This is a genomic window from Nitrospirillum pindoramense, assembly GCF_007827955.1.
GTDB classification, from domain to species: Bacteria; Pseudomonadota; Alphaproteobacteria; order Azospirillales; family Azospirillaceae; genus Nitrospirillum; species Nitrospirillum amazonense_B.
The window spans coordinates 1-20,320 of the sequence record NZ_VITR01000007.1 but is presented as its reverse complement, the minus strand read 5'-3'; the positions used below and the strand labels follow the sequence as shown (position 1 = coordinate 20,320).

Below are 20,320 nucleotides of genomic sequence, written 5' to 3'. Positions count from 1 at the left end.
GCCGGATCAGCGCGTAGGCCCCTTAGCGCGTGGGCCGGGGTGTATCGCCGGAATAATCGTAGAAGCCCCGGCCGACCTTGCGGCCCAGCCAGCCGGCCTCGACATACTTAACCAGCAGGGGGCAGGGCCGGTACTTGCTGTCGGCCAGCCCCTCATACAGCACCTGCATCACCGACAGGCAGGTGTCGAGGCCGATGAAGTCCGCCAGTTCCAACGGCCCCATGGGGTGGTTGGCGCCCAGCTTCATGGCGGTGTCGATGGCCTCGACCGAGCCCACGCCCTCATACAGGGTGTAGACCGCCTCGTTGATCATGGGCTGCAGCACCCGGTTGACGATGAAGGCGGGGAAATCCTCCGACACGGCGGGGGTCTTGCCCAGCTTGAACGTCAATTCGCGGATGGCCTGGTAGGTTTCCTCATCCGTGGCGATGCCCCGGATGATCTCCACCAGTTGCATCACCGGCACCGGGTTCATGAAGTGCATGCCGATGAATTTGTGCGGCCGGTCGGTGCAGGCCGCCAGCCGGGTGATGGAGATGGAGGAGGTGTTGGTGGCGACCAGCGCCTCGGCCTTCAGGTGCGGCACCAGATCCTTGAAGATGCCGCGCTTGATGTCCTCGTTCTCGGTCGCGGCCTCGATCACCAGGTCGCAGTCGCCCAGCGTGGCCATGTCCGTGCCGGTCGAGATGCGGGCCAGGGCCTCGTCCTTCTCCGGCTCGGTGATCTTGCCCTTGGCCACCTGGCGATCCAGGTTCTTCTCAAGGGTCTGCATGGCCCGGGAGAGCGACTCCGGGCTGGTGTCCATCAGGCGGACCGTATGGCCGGACAGCGATGTCACCTGGGCGATGCCCGTGCCCATCTGCCCCGAACCGATGATGCCGATCGTGCGTATCATGGTGTCTGTCCTTGCAAGGCCACCCTGGCGGGGTCCCGCCGGATACGGCCGGCGGGACCCATAACAAGAGGCAGGATAGGGTGTTGAACGGGGTTTATCAGCCCGCCTTGCCCAATTCCGCGGTCAATTCCGGCACGGCCTTGAACAGGTCGGCGACCAGGCCGTAGTCGGCGACCTGGAAGATGGGCGCCTCCTCGTCCTTGTTGATGGCCACGATGACCTTGCTGTCCTTCATGCCGGCCAGGTGCTGGATGGCGCCCGAGATGCCGACGGCGATGTACAACTCCGGCGCCACGATCTTGCCCGTCTGCCCGACCTGGTAGTCGTTGGGCACGAAGCCGGCGTCCACCGCCGCACGAGAGGCACCCACCGCCGCCCCCAGCTTGTCGGCTAAGGCCTCCAGCAGGGGGAAGTTGTCGCCGGACTGCATGCCCCGGCCGCCCGACACGATGACCCGGGCGCTGGTCAGTTCCGGCCGCTCCGACTTCGACACTTCCTGGCTCACGAACGTGGACAGGCCGGCATCCGCCGCACCCGACACGGCCTCGACCGCAGCACTGCCGCCCGTGGCCGCCACCGCCTCGAACGCCGTGCCGCGCACCGTCGCCACCTTCACCGGGTCGGACGACTGCACTGTGGCGATGGCGTTGCCGGCGTAGATCGGCCGGGTGAAGGTGTCCGCACCCTCCACACCCGTGATGTCGCTGATCTGCGCCACGTCCAGCAGGGCCGCGATGCGCGGCGCCACGTTCTTGCCGAAGGTGGTGCTGGGGGCGAAGACGTGGCTGTAGCCGCCGCTCTTCACCAGGCCCACCACCAGCGGGGCCACGTTCTCCGCCAGGCCATGCGCCAGCTCGGCGGCGTCCGCCGTCAGCACCTTGGCCACACCGGCGACCTGGGCGGTGGCGTCAGCCACGGCGCCCACGCCCTGGCCCAGCACCAGCACATGGACCTCGCCGCCCAGCTTGGCGGCCGCCCCCAGGGTGGTCAGCGTCGGGGCCTTCACGCCCTCCACCGAGGGCTCAGCAATCACAAGAGTCGTCATGGTCAGATCACCCGCGCTTCGGTCTTCAGCTTGGCCACCAGCTCCTCGACGGAGCCCACCTTCACCCCGCCGGCGCGCTTCGCCGGCTCCGCCACCTTCAGCGTCTTCAGGCGCGGCGTCAGGTCCACGCCCAGGCTGGCCGGGTCCACCGTTTCCAGCGGCTTCTTCTTCGCCTTCATGATGTTGGGCAGCGAGGCGTAGCGCGGTTCATTCAGGCGCAGGTCGGTGGTCACCACCGCCGGCAGCTTCAGCTCCACCGTCTCCAGACCGCCGTCGATCTCACGCGTCACGGCAACGGTTCCTTCCGCCGGCACCACCTTGCTGGCGAAGGTGCCCTGGGCCCAGCCCAAGAGGGCCGCCAGCATCTGGCCGGTCTGGTTGGCGTCGTCGTCGATGGCTTGCTTGCCCAGGATCACCAGGCCGGGTTGTTCCTTCTCGGCCAGCGCCTTCAGCGCCTTGGCCACGCCCAACGACTGCGTCTCCGCGTCCGTCTGCACCAGGATGGCGCGATCCGCACCCATGGCCAGCGCCGTGCGCAGCGTCTCTTGCGCCTGCGTCGGCCCCACGCTCACCACCACGATCTCGGTGGCCCTGCCCGCCTCTTTCAGGCGCACAGCCTCCTCAACCGCGATCTCGTCGAACGGGTTCATCGACATCTTGACGTTGGCCGTCTCCACACCCGTGCCGTCCGCCTTCACGCGAACCTTCACGTTGTAGTCAACGACCCGCTTGACCGCGACCAGTATCTTCATTCTCAAGCCATCCTTTGGCACTTCTTGGAGGGCGCCCGCCCGGTGTGACGCTCCACCCTCGATCTGGCGGGTTCTGGTTATTTTCCCCGTCCGGCGGATCGAGCCATACGGACGTGGTCGGCAAAAATAGGATTGTCCCACAAGGCTGTCAACGCTGCCCTGTTGCACTGCAATATGGCCTAAACCCAAGGGTTTACGCCCCTGCTTCCCGCATGTTTCCGGCCCTTAACGGTTGGCGCCGGGCACCCACAGCACATCGCCCGCCCCGCGGCCGTTGACGTACCGCGACAGGACGAACAGGAAATCTGAAAGTCGGTTCAGGTACTTGAAGGCCGCCGGCGTCACCGGCTCCCGTTCCGCCAGCGCGGCCACCAGCCGCTCCGCCCGCCGGGTGACGGTGCGGGCCTGGTGCAGATAGGCGGCCGCCGGGGTGCCACCGGGCAGGACAAAGGACGACAGCGGCGCCAGTTCGGCGTTCAGCGCGTCGATCTCCTGCTCCAGCCGGGTGACCTGGGCATCGACGATGCGCAGGGGTGGATAGGGGGGGGCCTCCTGCTCGGGCGTGCACAGGTCGGCGCCCAGGTCGAACAGGTCGTTCTGGATGCGGGAAAGATAGGCGTCCTCCGGCGTGCCGGCGGTGTGGAGGCGCGCCAAGCCGATGACGGCGTTGGCCTCGTCCACCGTGCCATAAGCCTCGACCCGCAGGTCATGCTTGGCCACGCGCCGGCCATCGCCCAGCGAGGTTTGGCCCTTGTCGCCGCCGCGGGTGTAGATGCGGGTCAGCGTGACCATGCCGACCCCCGCATGCCGATGCCATGCGCCGCGGCGCTCATGCGTGGTGCCCCAGGGCCAGCGCCGTCAGGAAGAACAGCACCACCGCCAGGATTTGCAGACGGATACGCCACCACATCAGGCGGTTGCCTGTGGTGCCGGCCTTATCGCCACCCCGGGCCATGGTGAACAGGCCCAGGATAAGGACGCCCAGCACGGCCAGCATGGTGGCGCCCAGGCAAAAGAAGAGGAACGTGCCCATGGCGGCGATTATAGCGTGCGCGTGTCCGCTTGCCCATCGGCTTGGGGACCATTCCTCCTAGGGGGATCAGGCTCGGGGGATCAGGCGCTCTCCCGCAGGCGGGTGGTGAAGGTGTGCGCGCCGTCCCGCAGGCGCTGGGCCTGCAGTCCCAGTTCGCTGGACGACTGGCTGACGCGGTCGGCGGCCGCCCCCGTCTGGCGGGCGGCGTCGGCGACATGGCCGATGCTGGCCGACACCCCGGCGGTGCCGGTGGCGGCTTGGGCGATGCCGCGGGCGATCTCCCGGGTGGCGCTGCTCTGCTCCTCCACCGCGCCGGCGATGGAGGTCGCGATCTCATCCATGCCGGCGATGACGGTGCCGATCTGGCTGATGGCCGCCACCGCCTCTTCCGACACCTGCCGGATGGCGCTCACCTGCGCCGAAATCTCCTCCGTCGCCTTGGCCGTCTGGGTGGCCAGGGCCTTGACCTCGCCCGCCACGACGGCAAAGCCCTTGCCCGCCTCGCCGGCGCGCGCCGCCTCGATGGTGGCGTTCAAGGCCAGCAGATTGGTCTGGCTGGCGATGGTGTTGATCAGGCCCAGCACGTCGCCGATGCGGCCGGCGGCGGCCACCAGGCTGCGCACCGCGCCGTCGGTCTGGCGCGTCGTCTCCAGCGCCTGCGCGGAAATCTTGTTGGACTGCGCCACGCGGGCGCTGATCTCGTTGATCGAGGCGGACAGCTCCTCCGTGGCGCTGGCCACCGCCTGGACGTTGCCGGCGGCGTCGCCGGCGGCGGCGTCGGCCTGGGTGCTGTCGCTCAACGACCGGTCCGCCGCCTTCGTCAGCAGGCCGGCGTCATCGCGCAGGCCGCCCACGGCGGTGCCGATGCCATCGATGACACCGGACATGGTGTCGGTGAACCCCTGGGCCAGGCCTTCCAGCACCCGCTGCCGGTCCCGACGCCCCTCTTCGATGTAGACGGAGATGGCGAGATCCATGTCCAGCATCACCGCCCGCAGCAAGGCCTGCTGCAGCCGGGCCATGTCCACGCGCGGCTTCAGCCAGCCGAAGAGCCCGCGGCGCTCCGTGCCCGCGACCATGGCCAGCAACTCCCCAGTGATGAAGGCGTAGCCGCCGATGTACCAGCGCGGTTCCAGCCCCAGGCGGTTGTGGGCCCGGCCCACCCGGATCACGCTGTCCAGGTAGGTGGTGTCAAACGCACCGGTGACGATGGCCGCCCAATGGCGCATCTGCATCTGCTTCACATGCGCCAGATGCCCATCGCCGCCGAACAGCTTGAATATCTCCGGCTGGGTGCGCAGCTTGGCGTAGAATCGGTCCAGGATGGCGGGCAACTCACGCTCCACCTGCGGGCGCAGGCTGCGCAGGGCGTCGCGGGTGGCGGCGTCGATGTTGAGGAAGGTCAGGCGTTCCTGGAACTGGCGCTGCAATGCGTCCTCATTGGCGGTCATGGTCCTGTCCCCTGAAAGATTGCGACTCCCGGTGCGCGACCAGACCAGAGTTCCCCAGCTTGGTAAATCAACCGTAAAAAAACGGGGGCTGCGGAAAGCACCCTAACCTTTTGGCAGTCCTATTTGATTTGAATCAGCCGCGACCTTTTGGCTTCCGCCAGCGCCATTGCGTCGGGTCGCTGACAGGGCTAAACCCAGGTATGGCCTTTCTTCGACACATCCGGGCGTGCAACGCCCACGACGCCGCGGCTTTCCTGCCCTTCGCCGTCAATGGACAGCGCGTGGGGCATGTGCGCCGCGCCTTCGCCGACCGGGTGGCCGGCCTCAGCGACGCCTTCCGCTGGACGCAAGGGGACGCCCCACTGCTGGACCTGCTGCCCACCGATGCCGGCAGCCGCACCCGCGCGGTGGCCGAGGTGGTGGCCGCCCTGGCGGCGGACGGGCTGGTGCCGCCCCTGCGGGGGGAGGACTTTCTCGTGGTGGCGCAGTGGGGGCAGCCCGAACTGTTGCGGCTGGACCGGGCGGCGGTGCCCGGCTTCGGCGTACGCGGCTTCGGCCTGCATGTGAACGGCTATGTCCGGGGCGCGGATGGCGGCCTGGAGATGTGGGTGGGCCGCCGCGCCCGGGACCGGGGCGTGGCGCCGGGCAAGCTGGACAACATCGTGGCCGGCGGCCAGCCGGCCGGCCTCAGCCTTACCGAGAACCTGGTGAAGGAGGCGCATGAGGAGGCCGGCCTTGAGCCCGGCCTCGCCCGCAGCGCCGTGCCGGTGGGCGCCATCACCTATGTCTTCGACACCGCCGCCGGCCTGCGGCGCGACACCCTGTTCTGTTACGACCTGATGCTCAGCCGTGATGTCATCCCCCGCAACACCGATGGCGAGGTCGAGGCCTTCGAGCTATGGCCCCTGGACCGGGTGGCGAATAGCGTCCGCACCACCGATGACTGGAAGTTCAACGTCAACCTGGTGGTGATCGACTTCCTGATCCGCCACGGTCAACTGAGCCCGGACCATGAACCGGACTACATGGATTTGGTGACCGGCCTGCGCGCCACCGACTGATCCTCCAGGGCGCGGATGCCCCGCCGTCGCCTGAGGCGCTCAGAAATAGGACGCGACCGCGTCCGCCGGAAGTTTCCGGGGAGCGAAGCGGACTGGAAACTGAGGATCAGCCAAGGGGCGGACGCCCCGCCGGCGCCTGAGGCGCTCAGAAATAGGACGCGACCGCGTCCGCCGGAAGTTTCCGGGGAGCGAAGCGGACTGAAAACTGAGGACAGCCCAGGGCGCGGATGCGCCCGCCCGGCGCCTGAGGGACTTAAAACAACGCGTCGATCGCGTCCTGATCCAGGGTCGCCTGTTCGGTGGCGCCGTGCACGATGGCGCTGCCCCGGTCGACCAGCTTTTGCAGGCGCTGCCAATAGTCCGTGGCCAGGAAGCCCAGCATCTCGGGCGAGTCCTGTTCCGCCTCCAGCGCCACCACCGCTTCGGCGATGGTCGCGTCCAACTCCTCCACCACGCGGTCGAAGGGCTGGCGGTATTCCGGCGGCACATGGTCGTAGGCCTCGATGGCCAGCGACGCGAAGCCCAGGCCGCTGCCCTCGAAATGCTGCTTGTAGGTCTTGGGGTGCCAGGCGCGGATCTCGTCCAGCATTTCCGGCATGTCACCCAGCATGGACAACAGCATGATCACTTCGTTGAAGTGATTGAAGTAGTCCGTCGACAGCAGGGTGTTGCCATCTATCGTCGTGTCTTTGACGAGGGTCCGGTAATGGGCGAGGGTGTCAGCATCAGGCATAGGGCGTTCTTACCACGGAGCCTTCGGTCTGGGAGGCGAAAAATGCGCTGAGCAGCGAAGCGCGCCTTCGGCTAGATGTGCGTGCCCCGTGCTTGATCAAGGCGTTTCCACTCCCCACCGATCCATGCTTAACCGGCAGCGGATGTCATCCGGTGTGGCCCCGCCGTTGCGCAGCGCCGCCAGGCTTGCCGCCCCGTCGCGTTTGGCCAGCCGTTCACCACGCTCATTGACCAGCAAGCGGTGGTGATGCCAGTCGGGGACGTCCAGGTCAAGCAGGGCCTGCAGCAGGCGATGCACATGGGTCGCTTCCATCAGGTCGCGGCCTCGAGTCACCAGGGTGACGCCCTGCAGATGGTCGTCCACCGTGACTGCCAAGTGATAGCTGGTGGCCACGTCCCGCCGTGCCAGAACGACATCGCCCAGTATGCCGGGTTGGGCCGCCACGGTTCCTACCTCCAGGTCGGTCCAGCTCAAGGGGCCGGCGCGATGCGCGGCCGCCGCGACATCCAGACGCAGGGCGTGCGGCGCCCCCGCCGCCAGCAGGTCGGCCCGCCGTACCGGGTCCATATGCCGGCAGGTGCCGGGGTAAAGCGGCCCCTCCGGTCCATGCGGGGCGGCGCCGGCCCGCGCGATCTCATCCTGGATGTCTTTGCGCGAACAGAAGCAGGGATACAGAACCCCCAGATCCGAAAGGCGGTCCAGGGCGGCGCGATAGTCAGCCATGTGTTCCGACTGGCGCCGCACCGGCTGCGGCCAACTCAGGCCCAGCCAGGCCAAGTCGCGCAGGAAGGCGTGCTCGAACTCAGGCCGGCAGCGGTTGGGGTCGATATCCTCGAAGCGTAGCAGAAAGGTGCCGCCGGCCCGGCGTGCGGCGTCCCAGCCGAACAGGGCGGAATAGGCGTGGCCCAGATGGGGCAGGCCGGTGGGGCTGGGGGCGAAGCGGGTCACGGTCTGGTTCATCCCCCCTGATACCACCGGGGGCCGCGTCTTGCCCATCCCCTGCCCCCCATCCCCGCCCCGAGTCGGCCGTGGTTTGGCTTTCCCTCCGCCCTACAAAAAGGGGTAGGGCGGGTCGTCTGCCCCACATCTTGTGGGTAAACATATGACGTTATGGTGAAATCGCCAGGGGCCCACCAAGGCGAGGATTGCCGAAACGGGTGGGAAAGGCTAATAAGGCAATGATCTCTGGCCGCGGGTTCGGCCCCGGCCTTCCTCGGGAACGGCGCGGGGGTGGTATTGTCTCCACCACTAGACAGTTGTCCGGCCTTGGTACTGAACGCCGATTTTCGGCCGCTCAGCTACTTCCCCTTGTCCCTCTGGTCTTGGCAAGACACCGTCAAGGCCGTGTTCCTGGACAGGGTCAACATCATTTCCGTCTATGACCGCGTTGTCCGGTCGCCCACGGCGGAAATCCGAATACCCAGCGTCATCAGCCTGAAGGAATACATACCGGCGACTCGAAGGCCGGCCTTCACCCGCTTCAACGTTTTCCTGCGCGATCACTTCTGTTGTCAGTATTGCGGTGAGCCTTTCCCCACCCAGGAACTGACCTTCGACCACGTCATCCCACGCTCCCGCGGCGGACGCACCACCTGGGACAACGTCGTCACCTCCTGCTCCGCCTGCAACCTGGCCAAGGGCAGCCGTCTGCCGCACCAATGCGGCATGATCCCCCTCAGCCCCCCGTTCCAGCCCACAGTCTTCCAGCTTCAGGAAAACGGCCGGGCCTTCCCGCCCAATTTCCTGCACGAAAGCTGGCGCGACTTCCTCTATTGGGACACGGAATTGGATCCCTTCTGACTGCGGTTCTCAGCGATACGGTTCTCAGCGATATGGGGCCGTGCAGGCCAGCATCCAGTCGCGGAAGGCGCGGACGCCCGGCGTCAGCGGCTTTGAGAACAGCCGGGTCAGCCAGTAGCTCCCCGTGTCGACGCACACCGGGAATGGCTGCACCAGACGGCCATCCTCCAGGTCCCGCCGGAACATGGCGGGCGGCGCCAGCGCCACGCCCTCCCCCACCATTGCCGCCTGGACCATGAGGGGGGAGGCGTCGAACAGCGGTCCCCGCGCCGTGATCCCCGGCACCCCGGCGGCCTTCAACCAAGCTGGCCAATCCTGGGCGCGATAGGACCGCAGCAGCGGATGGGCGGCTAGGTCCCCGGGCTTGTGCAGGGTGGCGGCGATGGCCGGCGCGCACAGGGGCGTCATGGGCGCGTCCATCAGGCGGTGCGCCTCCACCCCGTGCCAGGCGCCGTCGCCGAAGCGGATGGCCAGGTCCAGGCTTTCGGTCCACAGGTCGACCTTGTTGTTGTTGGTCATGATGCGCAGGTCGACGCGCGGATGGTGGGCGCGGAAGGCGCCCAGGCGCTCGAACAGGAAACCGACGGCGAAGGTGCCCACCACGCCCAAGTTCACGATCTCCGCCGGGCCCGTCGCGCTGACGGCGTCCAGCGCCCGCTCCATCATGGCGAACGCCTCCAGGATCGTGGGGGCCAAGGCCTGGCCCTCATCGGTCAGGATCAGGCCCCGGGTGCTGCGGCGGAACAGGCTGACGCCCAGTTGCTCCTCCAGCCCGCGCACCTGATGGCTGACCGCCGACTGCGTGACGTGCAGCTCCGCCGCCGCGCGGGTCAGGCTCAGATGCCGCGCCGCGGCCTCGAAGGCTCGCAGCGCGTTCAAGGAGATGGCGCTGAGCGGCATGGGTCCTGTCCTTAGAAAAACTCAGGATCGCGCCAAGGTATCGTCGTTTGCACCGGCAATCAAATGCTGGAATTTTAAGGCATTACCGACTGACGGGGGCGCGACAACCTGAGAAAAGCGTGGGGAGTGCCCCGCTTTTCCAGGGGCCTCTCCCCTCGTTTCCAGCCATGCGCCCGCGTTTGCGACCTCCCGGCCCCCGCTGTCGGGGGTAGGCATCCGCGCGCCCGCGGCAGGCCGCATGAAGGGGGAACAGTGTGAAGGTCAGGGGCTTTCGAAATGCGGTCATCGCCGGCCTCGCCGTCGCCGCGCCCTCGGCGCTGGCGCAGACGGAAATCACCATCACGGCCACGCCGCCGGAAGCCATGCATCTGGACGACCGCACAGTCTACGATCTGGCGAACAACCTTCAGGCCAAGGGGGGTGGCAGCGTCGCCGACGTCCTGACCACCCTGCCGGCGGTCAGTGTCGACCCGGCGGGCAAGGTCAGCGTGCATGGCGCCGCCGTCACGGTGATGGTTGATGGCAAGCCCTCCCCGGCGTTGCGGGGCCTGCCCTTGGCGACGGCCCTGCAATCCATGCCGGCCAACACCATCGCCAAGATCGAGGTCATCACCGACCCCGGGCCGGAGTTCCGGGGGGATGCCGGCATCGTCATCAACTTGGTCACGCGCAAGCCCCGCACGCCGACGGCCAAGGCGGACCTGGGGGCGGGCATCGGTCCACAGAGGCGGCGCAGCGGCTCGGCCGCCGGCTCCTTCGGCGTGGGCGCCTGGAGTTTCAGCGGCTCGGCCGACGTGCGGGACGACATCCGCTACGACCTGCTGGATATCGACCGGACCGCCAAGAACGCCGATGGTTCGGCCGCGGGCTGGCTGGTGGAGCACCGCGCCACCTTCGTGCCCTACACCAACACCACCGGCGCCCTGACCGTCTCCTATGCCGCCTCGGATCACGACGTGCTCAGCCTTGGTGGCGAAGGGGCCCTGCGCCACCGGCCGCGCCAATACCGGGATGACCTCGGCCTCTATGATCCCGACGGCGGGGTGGCCAGCCGCAGCGTCACCCAGGACCGCGCCCCCCAGCATTTCGACCACGCTTCCCTGACCGGCGACTACGTCCGCAAGGGGGTGATCGGCGGCGACACGCTGACCCTGAAGGCCAGCCATGAGGATCATGAGACGCTGCGTGACCAGACCGACGACCAGCTCTTCCAGGTTCCGGCCTCGGTGGAGGACATCTATCGCCAGCGGCACACGGAACGTGAGCTGATCGACACCATCAGTGGCGACTATGTCCTGCCGCTGCCCCGGGAGGAACAGCTCAAGCTGGGCTTCGAGGTGGAGTCGGACCGGGTGCAGTCGGCCTATCAGGCGGGGGCGGTGGGTGATGCGGCGGTGGGCGATTCGGGCGCCGGCGGCTTCGGCGCCACCCCCGCCGCGCGCTTCGGCCTCAACCGCACCCTCAGCGCCGGCTATGCCAGCTATCAGCGCCTGCTGGGCCCCTGGCTGGTTAAGGGGGGGCTGCGGGTGGAGTCGATGGCGACCCGGTTCCTGGCGGCGTCGGAGGGCATGCCGGACTCCAACGACCTGCGCTGGTTGCCCAGCCTGTCCCTGGGACGGGATCTCAGCCCAGAAAGCCGGCTTACCTTCAGCTACACCCGGCGCATCGACCGGCCGACGACGGAGCAACTGAATCCGCTTCAGACCATCGTCGGGGCGACCACCATCCTGGGCAACACCGGCTTACGGCCCAGCCGCACGGATTCGGTGGAGGCCGGTTACACCTACACGGCGGCGAAGGTGACGGCCAGCGGCACCCTGTACGCGCGCCATCTGACCGACGATATCGTGGATTATCGCTATGCGGCGGCATCGGGGCACACGGCCCTGGTTTCCACGGTGGAAAACGCCGGCAGCGGCACGTCGGCCGGCCTGGACCTGGCGGTGGATTTCCATCTCGGGCCGGACTGGGCGGTCAGCCTCAGTTCGGACCTATCCCACCTGCGGGAATCCATGCCCGTCGGCGGGGGGGATTACAGCGGCGCACTGTTCACGCACCTGACCAAGGTCAACCTGACCTGGACGCCGGCGGAGGGCGACCGCCTGCAACTCCAGGCGCAACTACATGGCCGGTCACTGGAAACGGGCGGCACGCGGTCCGGCTATCAGTCGGTGACCCTGTCCTATGGCCATGACGTGACGTCCCGCCTTAAGGCGATCGTCACCGCCAACGACGTGCTCAATGGCGTGCGGCGCGTAACGTGGATCGATACGCCGCAGTACCGGGAACGGTCGGAATTGGCCGTGCCGGGGCAGATCGTCTATCTCAGGCTGACGTACAGGCTGGGCGGCGATGAGAATAATACGGGCGGCGCCGCGCCCTGATCATACCCGTTCCGCCACCCAGATGACGGCACGGGTGCCTGCCTTGATCAGGGTGTAGAGCACGGGGTAGCCGGTGGTCAGCTCGGCATCGTGGGCGATGCCGATGTCGCGGTGCTCCAGCTCCTCGGCCCGGAATTTCTCGATGGTGGCCTTCAGCTCCGCCTCGCCCGGGCCCAGGCGTTCCGCCTGCTCGGCATAATGGGCGTCGATCGCCTCCTCCACCGCCACGGTGCAGGCCATGGCCGCCCGCTCGCCCATCAGGGCGGTGGCGGCACCCAGGGCGTAGCCGGCCAGTTTCCACAGCGGCTGCAACGCCGTGGGCCGCACCCGCCGCTCCACCATCATCGTGTTGAAGGTGTCGAGGTGGACGCGCTCCTGCTCCTCCATATGGCGGATGGTGGCGCCCACCGGGCTTTTACCCAGCACGGACAACTGCCCGGCGTAGATGCGGGCGGCGCCGTACTCGCCCGCCTGGTCCACACGGATGATGCGGGCGATCTGCGCGTCGGTACCCAGGTCGCCCGGCAGGGGGCGGCGGGCCAGGCGCTCGGCGGGGCCGCCGACGGGCTGGTTGGCGGCGGGCTGGTTGGCGGTAGGATGGGGGGCGGTGTTCGTGGCGCTCATGAAACCCTCCTCAGGCCTGCTTGGCGCCGGCGCGGGCGGCGGTCCAGGCGACCAGGCCCAGGATCAGCGAGGCCGGGAAATTGAAGGCCGCCATGGAAATACCGTGGAAGGTCCACTGCGCCTCGTCACACCGCACCAGCGGGGCGGACATCAGACGCTCGCGCAACTGATCCAGCGTCAGGTTCTTGGGCATGCTGCTGCTGCAGGTGGTGAAACCTTCCCACCAATGCTGTTCCACGCCCGCGTGGAAGCCGGCGATGGCGGCCCCGACCAGGAAGGCCAGGCCGCCCAGCGTCAGCGAGATGCCCCGCAGGCGGGTGTTCACCAGGCCGGGCAGCAGCGCCACGATGGCCGCGACATAGGCCCAGCGCTGCCACATGCAGAATTCGCACGGGTGCAGGCCGCCGACATATTGCGATAGCAGCGCCGTGCCCAGGGCCGCCACCGACGCCAGCACCAGCGCCGCCTGCGGCAGGCGGGGATGGGCCAGCGGGGAGGGGGCGGCGGAAGGGCTGGGGGCGACGGCGGTCATGGCGGTGGTCCGAAGATCGGGGGTGGTCAAAGGCTCAATGCAGATGCACGTATTTGAGAACCACGAAGCCGCTGATGACCAGCAGCAGGGCCACAGTGGTGACCAGCGTCAGACGCTTTTCCACGAATGTGCGGATGGGCTCGCCAAATTTCCAGAGCAGGGCGGCGACCAGGAAAAAGCGCAGAGAGCGGGAGATCAGCGAGGCGCCGGCGAAGGTGAGCAGGTCGAATTGGAAGGCGCCGCTGGCGATGGTCACCAGCTTGTAGGGGATGGGCGTCATGCCCTTCAGGATGATGATCCAGGCGCCCTTGTCATCGAAGCCCTGCTTGAACTCCATGTACTTGTCCATCAGGCCATAGGCATCGATGATGCGGTGGCCGATGACGTCCCAGAAATAATAGCCGATGGCGTAGCCCAGGAAGCCGCCCAGGACGGAGGCCACGGTGCAGACCGTGGCCAGGAAGAAGGCGCGGCGGCGGTCGGCCAGGATCAGCGGGATCAGCAGCAGGTCCGGCGGAATGGGAAAGACCGAGCTTTCGATGAAGGAAATACCCGCCAGGGCCCACACGGCATGGCGGTGGCCCGCAAGGGCGAGGGTGCGGTCATACAGGCTACGCAGCAACGGGCATCTCCGACAGCGGGGCCCCCGCCAAGGGGGCGGGGCCGGGCGCTACCCGTCTATCAGGTGCGCCCCCCGCCCGCAACCGCGCGGCCCCCTGGCCGGCGTGTCAAGCCTGTGCCCCGCCTGTCAATGCAAGCCACCGCATGCGGCGCTTGACCCCCGGCTTTCTATCGCTATGATCCCGCCCACGCTTGAAGCGCCCGGTGCCTCCGTGGCGAAATGGTAGACGCGGCAGACTCAAAATCTGTTGGCCGCAAGGTCGTGTTGGTTCGAGTCCGACCGGGGGCACCACTTTCATCCTTTGAAATCGCTGACCGTCAAAGATGGCCCTTCCCGGGCCATTTTTTGTGTCCGTGCCCCGTGCCCGGCTGTCGCACCCGACATGACAGCGCAATGGTGAGCGGTTAATTTGGCGGCCTTCTCCAGACCGGGATCGTCCATGACCGCCTTCCGCCGCCTTGCCGCCGCCGTCGTTTCCACCGCCGCCATCGCCCTGACCGCCGGGCCGGCGTTCGCCTGGGGCCCCAACGGGCATGCCATCGTGGGCGACATCGCCCAGGACCGGCTGACGCCCAAGGCCAAGGCGGTGGTGGACCAGCTGCTGTCGCTGGAGGGCCACCACACCCTGGATGAGGTGGCGAGCTGGCCGGACACCGTGGGCCACCTGCCCAAGGACAAGGGCGGCCTGCCGGACACGCTGCCCTGGCATTATGTCGACGTGCCCACCGACCAGCCGGCCTACGATCCCGCCCGCGACTGCGCCCAGGACAATTGCGTCATCGCCCGCCTGCCGGAACAGGCCCGCATCCTGGCCGATACCAAGGCGCCGCCGGAGGCGCGCCTGGCCGCGCTGAAATGGGTGGTCCATCTGGTGGGCGACCTGCACCAGCCCCTGCATGCGGCCGAGCGCGACCATGACAAGGGCGGCAATGACGTCAAGGTCCGCTACTTCGGGGATGATCACAACGGCCACCTGAACCTGCATTCGGTGTGGGACGGGTCCATCGTCGACCGCGAGCTGGGCCTGTCCGTGAACAAGGACTATTCCATCGACCTCGCCAAGGCCAAGGCGGCCGCCGCCACGCTGGAGCCGGGCATCACCGCCTATGACGCCAAGGCCTGGACACCCAAGGTCCCGGCTACCCGGCCTCCGTTCAAGGGCGCCGGTCTGGACAAGGCGGTGCAGGCCTGGGGCGAGGAAAGCCACGGGCTGGCCCGCGACGTCGTCTACGGCCTGCTGCGGGCGCCGGAGTCGGACGGCGTGGAACGCCTGGCCCAGGGCTATGAAACCGCCGCCTGGCCACTGGTGCGCATGCGGCTGGAAATGGCGGGCGTGCGCCTGGCCTGGGTGGTGAACCAGGCCGTCGGGCACTGATCCCCTGACCACCGCGCCATAGGTCGTCGGTTCATGCAATGTTAAGCATGTCCGCGCCAAGCTGCGCGGCTGGGGCCACGCCTGTGGCCCGCCAATGGAGCGGTGCGTCAGGATGAAGCGGGTGGAGCGGTATCTGGGGTTCGCCTTCGCCAATGCCGACCTGTTGATGGAGGTGGATGGCACGGGCGTGTTGCGGTTCGCCGCCGGGGCCGTGCAGGCCTTGACCGGTTACAGCGACGCGGACCTGGTGTGCCGCCCCTTGGCCGAGCTGCTGGTTCCGGGCGACGCGGCGCTGGCGCGGCGTGTCCTGGGCGCGCTGGGGGATAATGAGCGCAGCGTCCCCCGGCCCGTGCGTTTGCGCCGCCGCGACGGTCGCGTCATCGTCTGTGCCCTGGCGGCCTATCGCCTGCAGGCCAGCCCCCTGCTGAACGTCACCTTCTGCCAGCTGGCCGCCGGCCTGGCGGCGCTGCCCGCCCCACAGGATCTTGATGCCGCCACCGGCCTGCTGACCCCCGCCGCCTTCGCGCGCGCCGCCGACGCCGCCCTTGCCCAGGAGGGGGAGGGGGATCAACGGGCGGCCGGGGGCGCCCTGACCCTCCTGGAAATGAACAACCTGGCCGATATCCGCACCCGTCTGACGGCCGAGGCGGAGGGCCAGCTGATGACCGAGATCGGCGCTGTTTTCCGCCAGCATGGCGGGGGCGTCGCCGGTCGCGTCGCCGAGCACCGTTTCGGCGTCATGGCCCCGGCCGGCCTGGCCGAGCAGATCACCCGCGACATCCGCCACATCGCCGGGGAGCTGGGCCTGGACCAGCCGCTGGAGGTGGATGCCCGCACGCTGGACAGCGATAATCTTGGGCTCAGCCGGGCCGACCGGTCGCGCCTGCTGCTGCACGCCCTGCGCCGCTTCGCCGAGGCGGGGCCGGCGGCGGTGGACGTGCTGTCCGGCCAGTCGGCCGCCGCCGGCTTCGTCAAGGACGCGGTGGGCTGCCTGGCCCGGCTGCGTGATGACCTGGGCGGCAATCGCCTGTCCCTGGTTTATGAGCCCATCGTGGACCTCAAGACGGGGCGCATGCACCATCTGGAGGTGTTGAGCCGGTTCAACGGCGACCGCCCGGGGGCTGTCATCACCCTGGCGGAGGAACTGGGCGTCATCAACGACGTCGACATGCTGGTGTGCAGCCTGGCGATGCGCGAGCTGGAACGGGCGCCGGCCGATATGGTCCTGGCCGTGAACCTCTCTGCCGTTTCCGTCGGGTCCGACCTGTTCATGCAGTCGCTGATGGCGCAACTGAAGGCCCAGCCCGGACTGTCCGGCCGCCTGATGTTCGAGGTGACGGAAACCGGGCAGATGGGCGACCTGGACCGGGCCCGGAACGTGCTGGGCGCTGTGCGCCGCCAGGGCCACCCCATCTGCCTGGACGATTTCGGCGTGGGCATGGCCTCCTTCACCTATATCCGGGCGCTGGACTTCGACCATGTGAAGCTGGACGGCAGCTTCATCGCCCGCATGTGCCTGGACAAGCGGGAGGAGGCCATCGTCGCCGGCATGTTGGCCCTGTGCCGCGGCCTGGGCGTCAGCGCCATCGCCGAGCATGTGGAGAACCCGGAACAGATGCTGCGCCTGCGCGGCCTGGGCTGTGCCATGGGCCAGGGCTGGCTGTTCTCCCGCGAGATGGAACGCCCGCAACGGCGCGACGTGGACTTGCGGGCCCTGTCCCGCCCGTCGGCCTGGCGCCCCACCGTGGTCGATGCCGGCGGCTGAACCGCGACGCCCGGTGGTTCCCCGGCTGATCAGCTTTATCAGATAATATTCGTCCCAAATACTTGATGTGCGTCAAATAAGGATACCAATACGAGAGAGCGGTTGCGGAGACGGGCGCCAAGGTTTTTCATGGGAAGCACCAAGATGGAGGTGTTCCATGACCCAGTACAGCACCTATTCCCTCGTGCTGAGGGAGCACATCGCGGACCTCGACCCTCTCATTGAACGGTGGACCAGCGGGCATTTCCTGCTGACGGGCGCCGCCCAGGACGAGGCTGGGGAATTTGTCGGCCGCCTGCGGGAACTGCGCGCGGACTTGGCCAGCCGCATCGCGCGGCCGGACCTGGATGGTCGCACGGCCCCCCTGGTCGCTGATGGCATGACGGTTCGTTAACAGCGCCACGCCCTTGCCCCACCCCGCGCCCGGGTCACCCGGACACGGGGAGGGGGACTTCGCGTGACCGCCCTGTCACCGTGCCGGATCGGCCGTCAGGCCCCTATAGCGGTCCGCCCGGTGGTTCATGGCCACGATCATGTTGGCGATGAAGGCCCCGACAACCGACAGGGCCAGCCGCTGCGGCGTCAGCACGAAGCAGGCCGCCGCCAGGATGCCGGCGTCGATGCCCAGCTGGACATAGCCGGCGCGGATGCCGAAGCGCTCTTGCAGGTACAGCGCCAGGATGTTGATGCCGCCCAGCCCGATGCGGTGGCGGAACAGGATCAGCAGGCCGGTGCCGATCAGGCCGCCGCCGGCCAATGCCGCATAGACGGGGTTCAGGACGGCGAAGTCCACCCATCCGGGGGTGAGCCGCGTTTCGATGGTCACGAGGCAGACGGCGGCGAAGGTGCGGGCGGTGAAGCGCCAGCCCATGCGCCGCCAGGCCAGGACATAGAAGGGCAGGTTGAGCACGAAGAAGAACAGCCAGAATCCCTGGTCCGTCACATAATGCAACAACAACGCCAGCCCAGCGATGCTGCCCACCAGCAAGGTGGCTTTGGCGTAAAGGACCGTTCCCAGCGAGACCATCAAGGTGCCGATGGCCATGGCCGCCAGATCCTCATACCCCTTGTGGCGACTTTGATTGTCAGGCTGCATCATTTTGTGCCCAATATGGCGTATATTTACTAATGATATACTGGAAATGTCGGAGACAGATATTCGATAATGGTGCGGCTGCTTGGCCGGGCGTCGGTGACGCACCTGGTCGGACCGCATAGGCCGGGCGCCGGCCGCGGGCTTTCGGGGTAGGGGCCTTGACCCATTGCCCCGTTGCCGGCCCTCCCGGCTTTTGAAAGGCTTGGGATCGACGCATCACAGCAGGAGGAAAGCCATGAGCACGAACCAGAGCGCTGCGTATGCCCGTATTCTGCAGGAGCGTATCGCCGACCTCGATCCCCTGATCGAACGGTGGAGCAGTGACAGCCTGACTCTGACCGACACCGCCGGCGATGAGGCCGAGGAATATCTGGAGCGGCTGAAGGTGATCCGGGCCGAGATGGCCGGGCGCCTGGGCCGCCCGGATCTGGACATCCCCACCCCCGGCATCACCGACAGCCTGCTGGCGCGTTGAGCGCCGGCGTCTCGCCCGGCGTGCCCCGCGTTTACCGGCCGGCCTCGGGCACCGGGTCGCTCCCCCGTGCCGGCCGGCGAAAGGCCGTCAGGCGGCAGTACAGCCAGCCCAGGGCCAGCAGGGCGACGAACACCCCGAACAGCACCAGATTGTAATAGATCATGGCCGCCAGGCACAGGCAGGCCAGGCAGAGCGCCAGGCCGGGCACCCAGGGGTAGCCGGGGGCCCGGAAGGGCCGGTCCAGCGTCGGCGCATCGCGGCGCAGGCGGAACAGGCTGGCCATGCTGACGATGTACATGACGATGGCCCCGAACACCGACAGGGTGACGATGTTGGCGGTCAGCGGCTGGCCGCCGAAGGCCAGCACCTCATCGGAAAAGATGGCGGCGATGCCTACGGTCGCGCCGGCCAGGATGGCCCAGTGCGGCGTGCGCCGCGTGGGGTGCAGGCGGCTCAGGACGGACGGCAGGAAACCCGCGCGGGCCAGGGCGAAAATCTGCCGGGAATAGCCCATGATGATGCCGTGGAAACTGGCCACCAGGCCGAACAGGCCGATCCACACCAGCATGTGCAGCCAGCCGCTGTCGGCCCCCACTACCGCCTTCATGGCCTGGGGCAGGGGGTCGTTGATGTTGGCCAGGTCCCGCCAGTCGCCCACCCCGCCGGCCAGCACCATGGTGCCGAAGGCGAGCGCGACCAGGGTCAGGATGCCGGCGATGTAGGCGCGGGGGATGGTGCGGGCGGGGTCTTTGGCCTCTTCCGCCGCCATGGCCGCGCCCTCGATGGCCAGGAAGAACCAGATGGCGAAGGGGATGGCGGCGAAGATGCCTCCCAGCGCCGGGACCGATAGTGGCCCGGCATCCCCCGACCAGCCGTGGGCCGCGAAGTTGGCCCAGCGGAAGCCCGGCGCCACCACGCCCATGAACACCAGCAGCTCGCCGATGGCCAACAGGGTCACGCACAGCTCGAACGTGGCGGCGATGGTGACGCCGGCGATGTTCAGCAGGGCGAAGACGCCATAGGCGCCCACGGCGGCCAGCTTGGGCGGCAGCCCCGGGAACTGGACGTTGAGATAGGCGCCGATGGCGAGCGCGATGGCCGGCGGGGCGAACACGAACTCGATCAGCGTGGCATAGCCGGCGATGAAGCCGCCCACTGGCCCGAAGGCGCGGTGGCTGTAGGCGAAGGGGCCGCCGGCGTGGGGGATGGCCGTGGTCAGTTCGGTGAAGCTGAAGATGAAGGTGGTGTACAACACCGCCACCAGGATGGTGGTGGCCAGGAACCCGAGCGTGCCGGCCTGGGCCCAGCCATAGCTCCACCCGAAATATTCGCCGGAGATCACCAGGCCCACGGCGATGCCCCAGAGATGCCACCCGCCGAGGCTTTTGTTCAGCCCGGCCCCATCCGTCCCCATGACCATCTGCCCCATCTTGTTCGCCGGACCAGTATGCCCCGGAAATCGGGGCGCGGGGGAGGGGGATTTGCCCGTGTTTTAGGCGAAAGAGGAATTGCCCGCCGATTAGGCATTGATGGCTCCCCCCATCCACACCCGGCGCACGGCCAGGTCGGGCGACAGCTCCACCAGGTCCGCCCGGCCCCCCGGGGCGATGCGGCCCACGTCCGGCAGCCCCAGGAAGTCCGCCGGCACCTTTGAGGCCATGGCCAGCGCCGTTTCCCGCGACACGCCCATCAGGCCCATGGCGCCGCGCACGGCCGCCGCCATGTCGATATCGGCCCCGGCCAGCACGCCGTCCGCCGTCTCCAGGCGGCCATTGCG

General features: G+C 68.0%; 22 protein-coding genes and 1 tRNA gene. 8 read left to right on the top strand and 15 right to left on the bottom strand.

Going from position 1 to position 20,320, the window contains the following annotated elements; all coding sequences use genetic code 11:
- Positions 1 to 22: 22 nt before the first annotated feature.
- The 6 genes from FBZ90_RS12810 to FBZ90_RS12785 form a co-directional block, all read right to left on the bottom strand.
- Positions 23 to 895 carry a 3-hydroxybutyryl-CoA dehydrogenase gene (locus FBZ90_RS12810; RefSeq protein WP_145732687.1) on the bottom strand — a complete coding sequence of 291 codons (873 nt, stop codon included), beginning with the start codon at positions 893 to 895 and terminating at the stop codon, positions 23 to 25.
- Between the two features lie 97 nt (positions 896 to 992).
- The gene (locus tag FBZ90_RS12805) at positions 993 to 1,940 is read right to left on the bottom strand and encodes an electron transfer flavoprotein subunit alpha/FixB family protein (RefSeq protein ID WP_145732685.1); all 948 of its coding nucleotides are present in this window, start codon (positions 1,938 to 1,940) and stop codon (positions 993 to 995) included.
- A gap of 2 nt (positions 1,941 to 1,942) precedes the next feature.
- Complete coding sequence (locus FBZ90_RS12800) at positions 1,943 to 2,692, bottom strand: electron transfer flavoprotein subunit beta/FixA family protein (protein WP_145732684.1); 750 nt, start codon at positions 2,690 to 2,692, stop codon at positions 1,943 to 1,945.
- Positions 2,693 to 2,917: 225 nt separating this feature from the next.
- Complete coding sequence (locus FBZ90_RS12795; protein WP_145732683.1) at positions 2,918 to 3,484, bottom strand: cob(I)yrinic acid a,c-diamide adenosyltransferase; 567 nt, start codon at positions 3,482 to 3,484, stop codon at positions 2,918 to 2,920.
- A gap of 37 nt (positions 3,485 to 3,521) precedes the next feature.
- Entirely contained in the window at positions 3,522 to 3,725 is a 204-nt protein-coding gene (locus FBZ90_RS12790; protein WP_145732682.1) for a twin transmembrane helix small protein, read from the bottom strand.
- Between the two features lie 80 nt (positions 3,726 to 3,805).
- Positions 3,806 to 5,176, bottom strand: a complete 1,371-nt coding sequence (locus tag FBZ90_RS12785) for a globin-coupled sensor protein (RefSeq protein WP_145732680.1) — start codon at positions 5,174 to 5,176, stop codon at positions 3,806 to 3,808.
- Between the two features lie 200 nt (positions 5,177 to 5,376).
- On the opposite strand from FBZ90_RS12785, the gene FBZ90_RS12780 reads away from it, so the two are divergent.
- On the top strand, positions 5,377 to 6,237 hold the full coding sequence (locus tag FBZ90_RS12780) for a DUF4743 domain-containing protein (protein WP_145732679.1): 861 nt from the start codon (positions 5,377 to 5,379) through the stop codon (positions 6,235 to 6,237).
- A 253-nt stretch (positions 6,238 to 6,490) separates the two neighbouring features.
- Here FBZ90_RS12780 and FBZ90_RS12775 read toward each other — a convergent pair whose 3' ends face one another.
- The gene (locus tag FBZ90_RS12775) at positions 6,491 to 6,970 is read right to left on the bottom strand and encodes a hypothetical protein (RefSeq protein ID WP_145732678.1); all 480 of its coding nucleotides are present in this window, start codon (positions 6,968 to 6,970) and stop codon (positions 6,491 to 6,493) included.
- A 96-nt stretch (positions 6,971 to 7,066) separates the two neighbouring features.
- A complete protein-coding gene (gluQRS, locus tag FBZ90_RS12770) occupies positions 7,067 to 7,930 on the bottom strand; it encodes a tRNA glutamyl-Q(34) synthetase GluQRS (RefSeq protein WP_145732677.1) in 864 nt (287 codons plus the stop codon).
- A gap of 270 nt (positions 7,931 to 8,200) precedes the next feature.
- Between gluQRS and FBZ90_RS12765 the strand changes: the two genes are divergently transcribed.
- A complete protein-coding gene (locus tag FBZ90_RS12765) occupies positions 8,201 to 8,770 on the top strand; it encodes an HNH endonuclease (protein WP_416211018.1) in 570 nt (189 codons plus the stop codon).
- Positions 8,771 to 8,794: 24 nt separating this feature from the next.
- Here FBZ90_RS12765 and gcvA read toward each other — a convergent pair whose 3' ends face one another.
- Positions 8,795 to 9,670: a LysR family transcriptional regulator gene (gcvA, locus tag FBZ90_RS12760; protein ID WP_145732674.1), complete on the bottom strand. Its 876-nt coding sequence runs from the start codon at positions 9,668 to 9,670 to the stop codon at positions 8,795 to 8,797.
- Between the two features lie 254 nt (positions 9,671 to 9,924).
- On the opposite strand from gcvA, the gene FBZ90_RS12755 reads away from it, so the two are divergent.
- Positions 9,925 to 12,054, top strand: coding sequence for a TonB-dependent receptor (locus FBZ90_RS12755; protein WP_145732673.1), 2,130 nt, complete (start codon positions 9,925 to 9,927; stop codon positions 12,052 to 12,054).
- Here the strand turns inward: FBZ90_RS12755 and FBZ90_RS12750 are convergent, their stop codons facing one another.
- The 3 genes from FBZ90_RS12750 to FBZ90_RS12740 are packed head-to-tail and all read right to left on the bottom strand — an operon-like array spanning position 12,055 to position 13,832.
- Positions 12,055 to 12,678 (bottom strand): demethoxyubiquinone hydroxylase family protein, encoded by a 624-nt coding sequence (locus FBZ90_RS12750; RefSeq protein ID WP_145732672.1) that lies wholly within the window; start codon positions 12,676 to 12,678, stop codon positions 12,055 to 12,057.
- A gap of 10 nt (positions 12,679 to 12,688) precedes the next feature.
- Positions 12,689 to 13,210 carry a disulfide bond formation protein B gene (locus FBZ90_RS12745; protein ID WP_145732671.1) on the bottom strand — a complete coding sequence of 174 codons (522 nt, stop codon included), beginning with the start codon at positions 13,208 to 13,210 and terminating at the stop codon, positions 12,689 to 12,691.
- Between the two features lie 34 nt (positions 13,211 to 13,244).
- Positions 13,245 to 13,832, bottom strand: a complete 588-nt coding sequence (locus tag FBZ90_RS12740) for a YqaA family protein (RefSeq protein WP_145732670.1) — start codon at positions 13,830 to 13,832, stop codon at positions 13,245 to 13,247.
- A gap of 205 nt (positions 13,833 to 14,037) precedes the next feature.
- Between FBZ90_RS12740 and FBZ90_RS12735 the strand changes: the two genes are divergently transcribed.
- From FBZ90_RS12735 to FBZ90_RS12720, 4 genes are all read left to right on the top strand, one after another.
- Positions 14,038 to 14,123: transfer RNA gene (locus FBZ90_RS12735), tRNA-Leu, on the top strand.
- Between the two features lie 148 nt (positions 14,124 to 14,271).
- Positions 14,272 to 15,207, top strand: a complete 936-nt coding sequence (locus FBZ90_RS12730) for a S1/P1 nuclease (RefSeq protein WP_145732668.1) — start codon at positions 14,272 to 14,274, stop codon at positions 15,205 to 15,207.
- Positions 15,208 to 15,319: 112 nt separating this feature from the next.
- The gene (locus tag FBZ90_RS12725; RefSeq protein ID WP_186455785.1) at positions 15,320 to 16,972 is read left to right on the top strand and encodes an EAL domain-containing protein; all 1,653 of its coding nucleotides are present in this window, start codon (positions 15,320 to 15,322) and stop codon (positions 16,970 to 16,972) included.
- Positions 16,973 to 17,129: 157 nt separating this feature from the next.
- Positions 17,130 to 17,366: a hypothetical protein gene (locus FBZ90_RS12720; protein WP_145732665.1), complete on the top strand. Its 237-nt coding sequence runs from the start codon at positions 17,130 to 17,132 to the stop codon at positions 17,364 to 17,366.
- 75 nt (positions 17,367 to 17,441) lie between these two features.
- On the opposite strand, the gene FBZ90_RS12715 is transcribed toward FBZ90_RS12720, so the two are convergent.
- Positions 17,442 to 18,071, bottom strand: a complete 630-nt coding sequence (locus FBZ90_RS12715) for a YitT family protein (protein ID WP_145732664.1) — start codon at positions 18,069 to 18,071, stop codon at positions 17,442 to 17,444.
- 232 nt (positions 18,072 to 18,303) lie between these two features.
- Between FBZ90_RS12715 and FBZ90_RS12710 the strand changes: the two genes are divergently transcribed.
- Positions 18,304 to 18,543, top strand: a complete 240-nt coding sequence (locus FBZ90_RS12710; RefSeq protein ID WP_145732663.1) for a hypothetical protein — start codon at positions 18,304 to 18,306, stop codon at positions 18,541 to 18,543.
- A 31-nt stretch (positions 18,544 to 18,574) separates the two neighbouring features.
- Here FBZ90_RS12710 and eat read toward each other — a convergent pair whose 3' ends face one another.
- Both eat and FBZ90_RS12700 read right to left on the bottom strand, forming a co-directional pair.
- Complete coding sequence (eat, locus tag FBZ90_RS12705; protein WP_145732661.1) at positions 18,575 to 19,957, bottom strand: ethanolamine permease; 1,383 nt, start codon at positions 19,955 to 19,957, stop codon at positions 18,575 to 18,577.
- Positions 19,958 to 20,062: 105 nt separating this feature from the next.
- A partial coding sequence (locus FBZ90_RS12700) for an amidohydrolase family protein (protein ID WP_145732660.1) occupies positions 20,063 to 20,320 on the bottom strand: 258 nt, incomplete at its 5' end.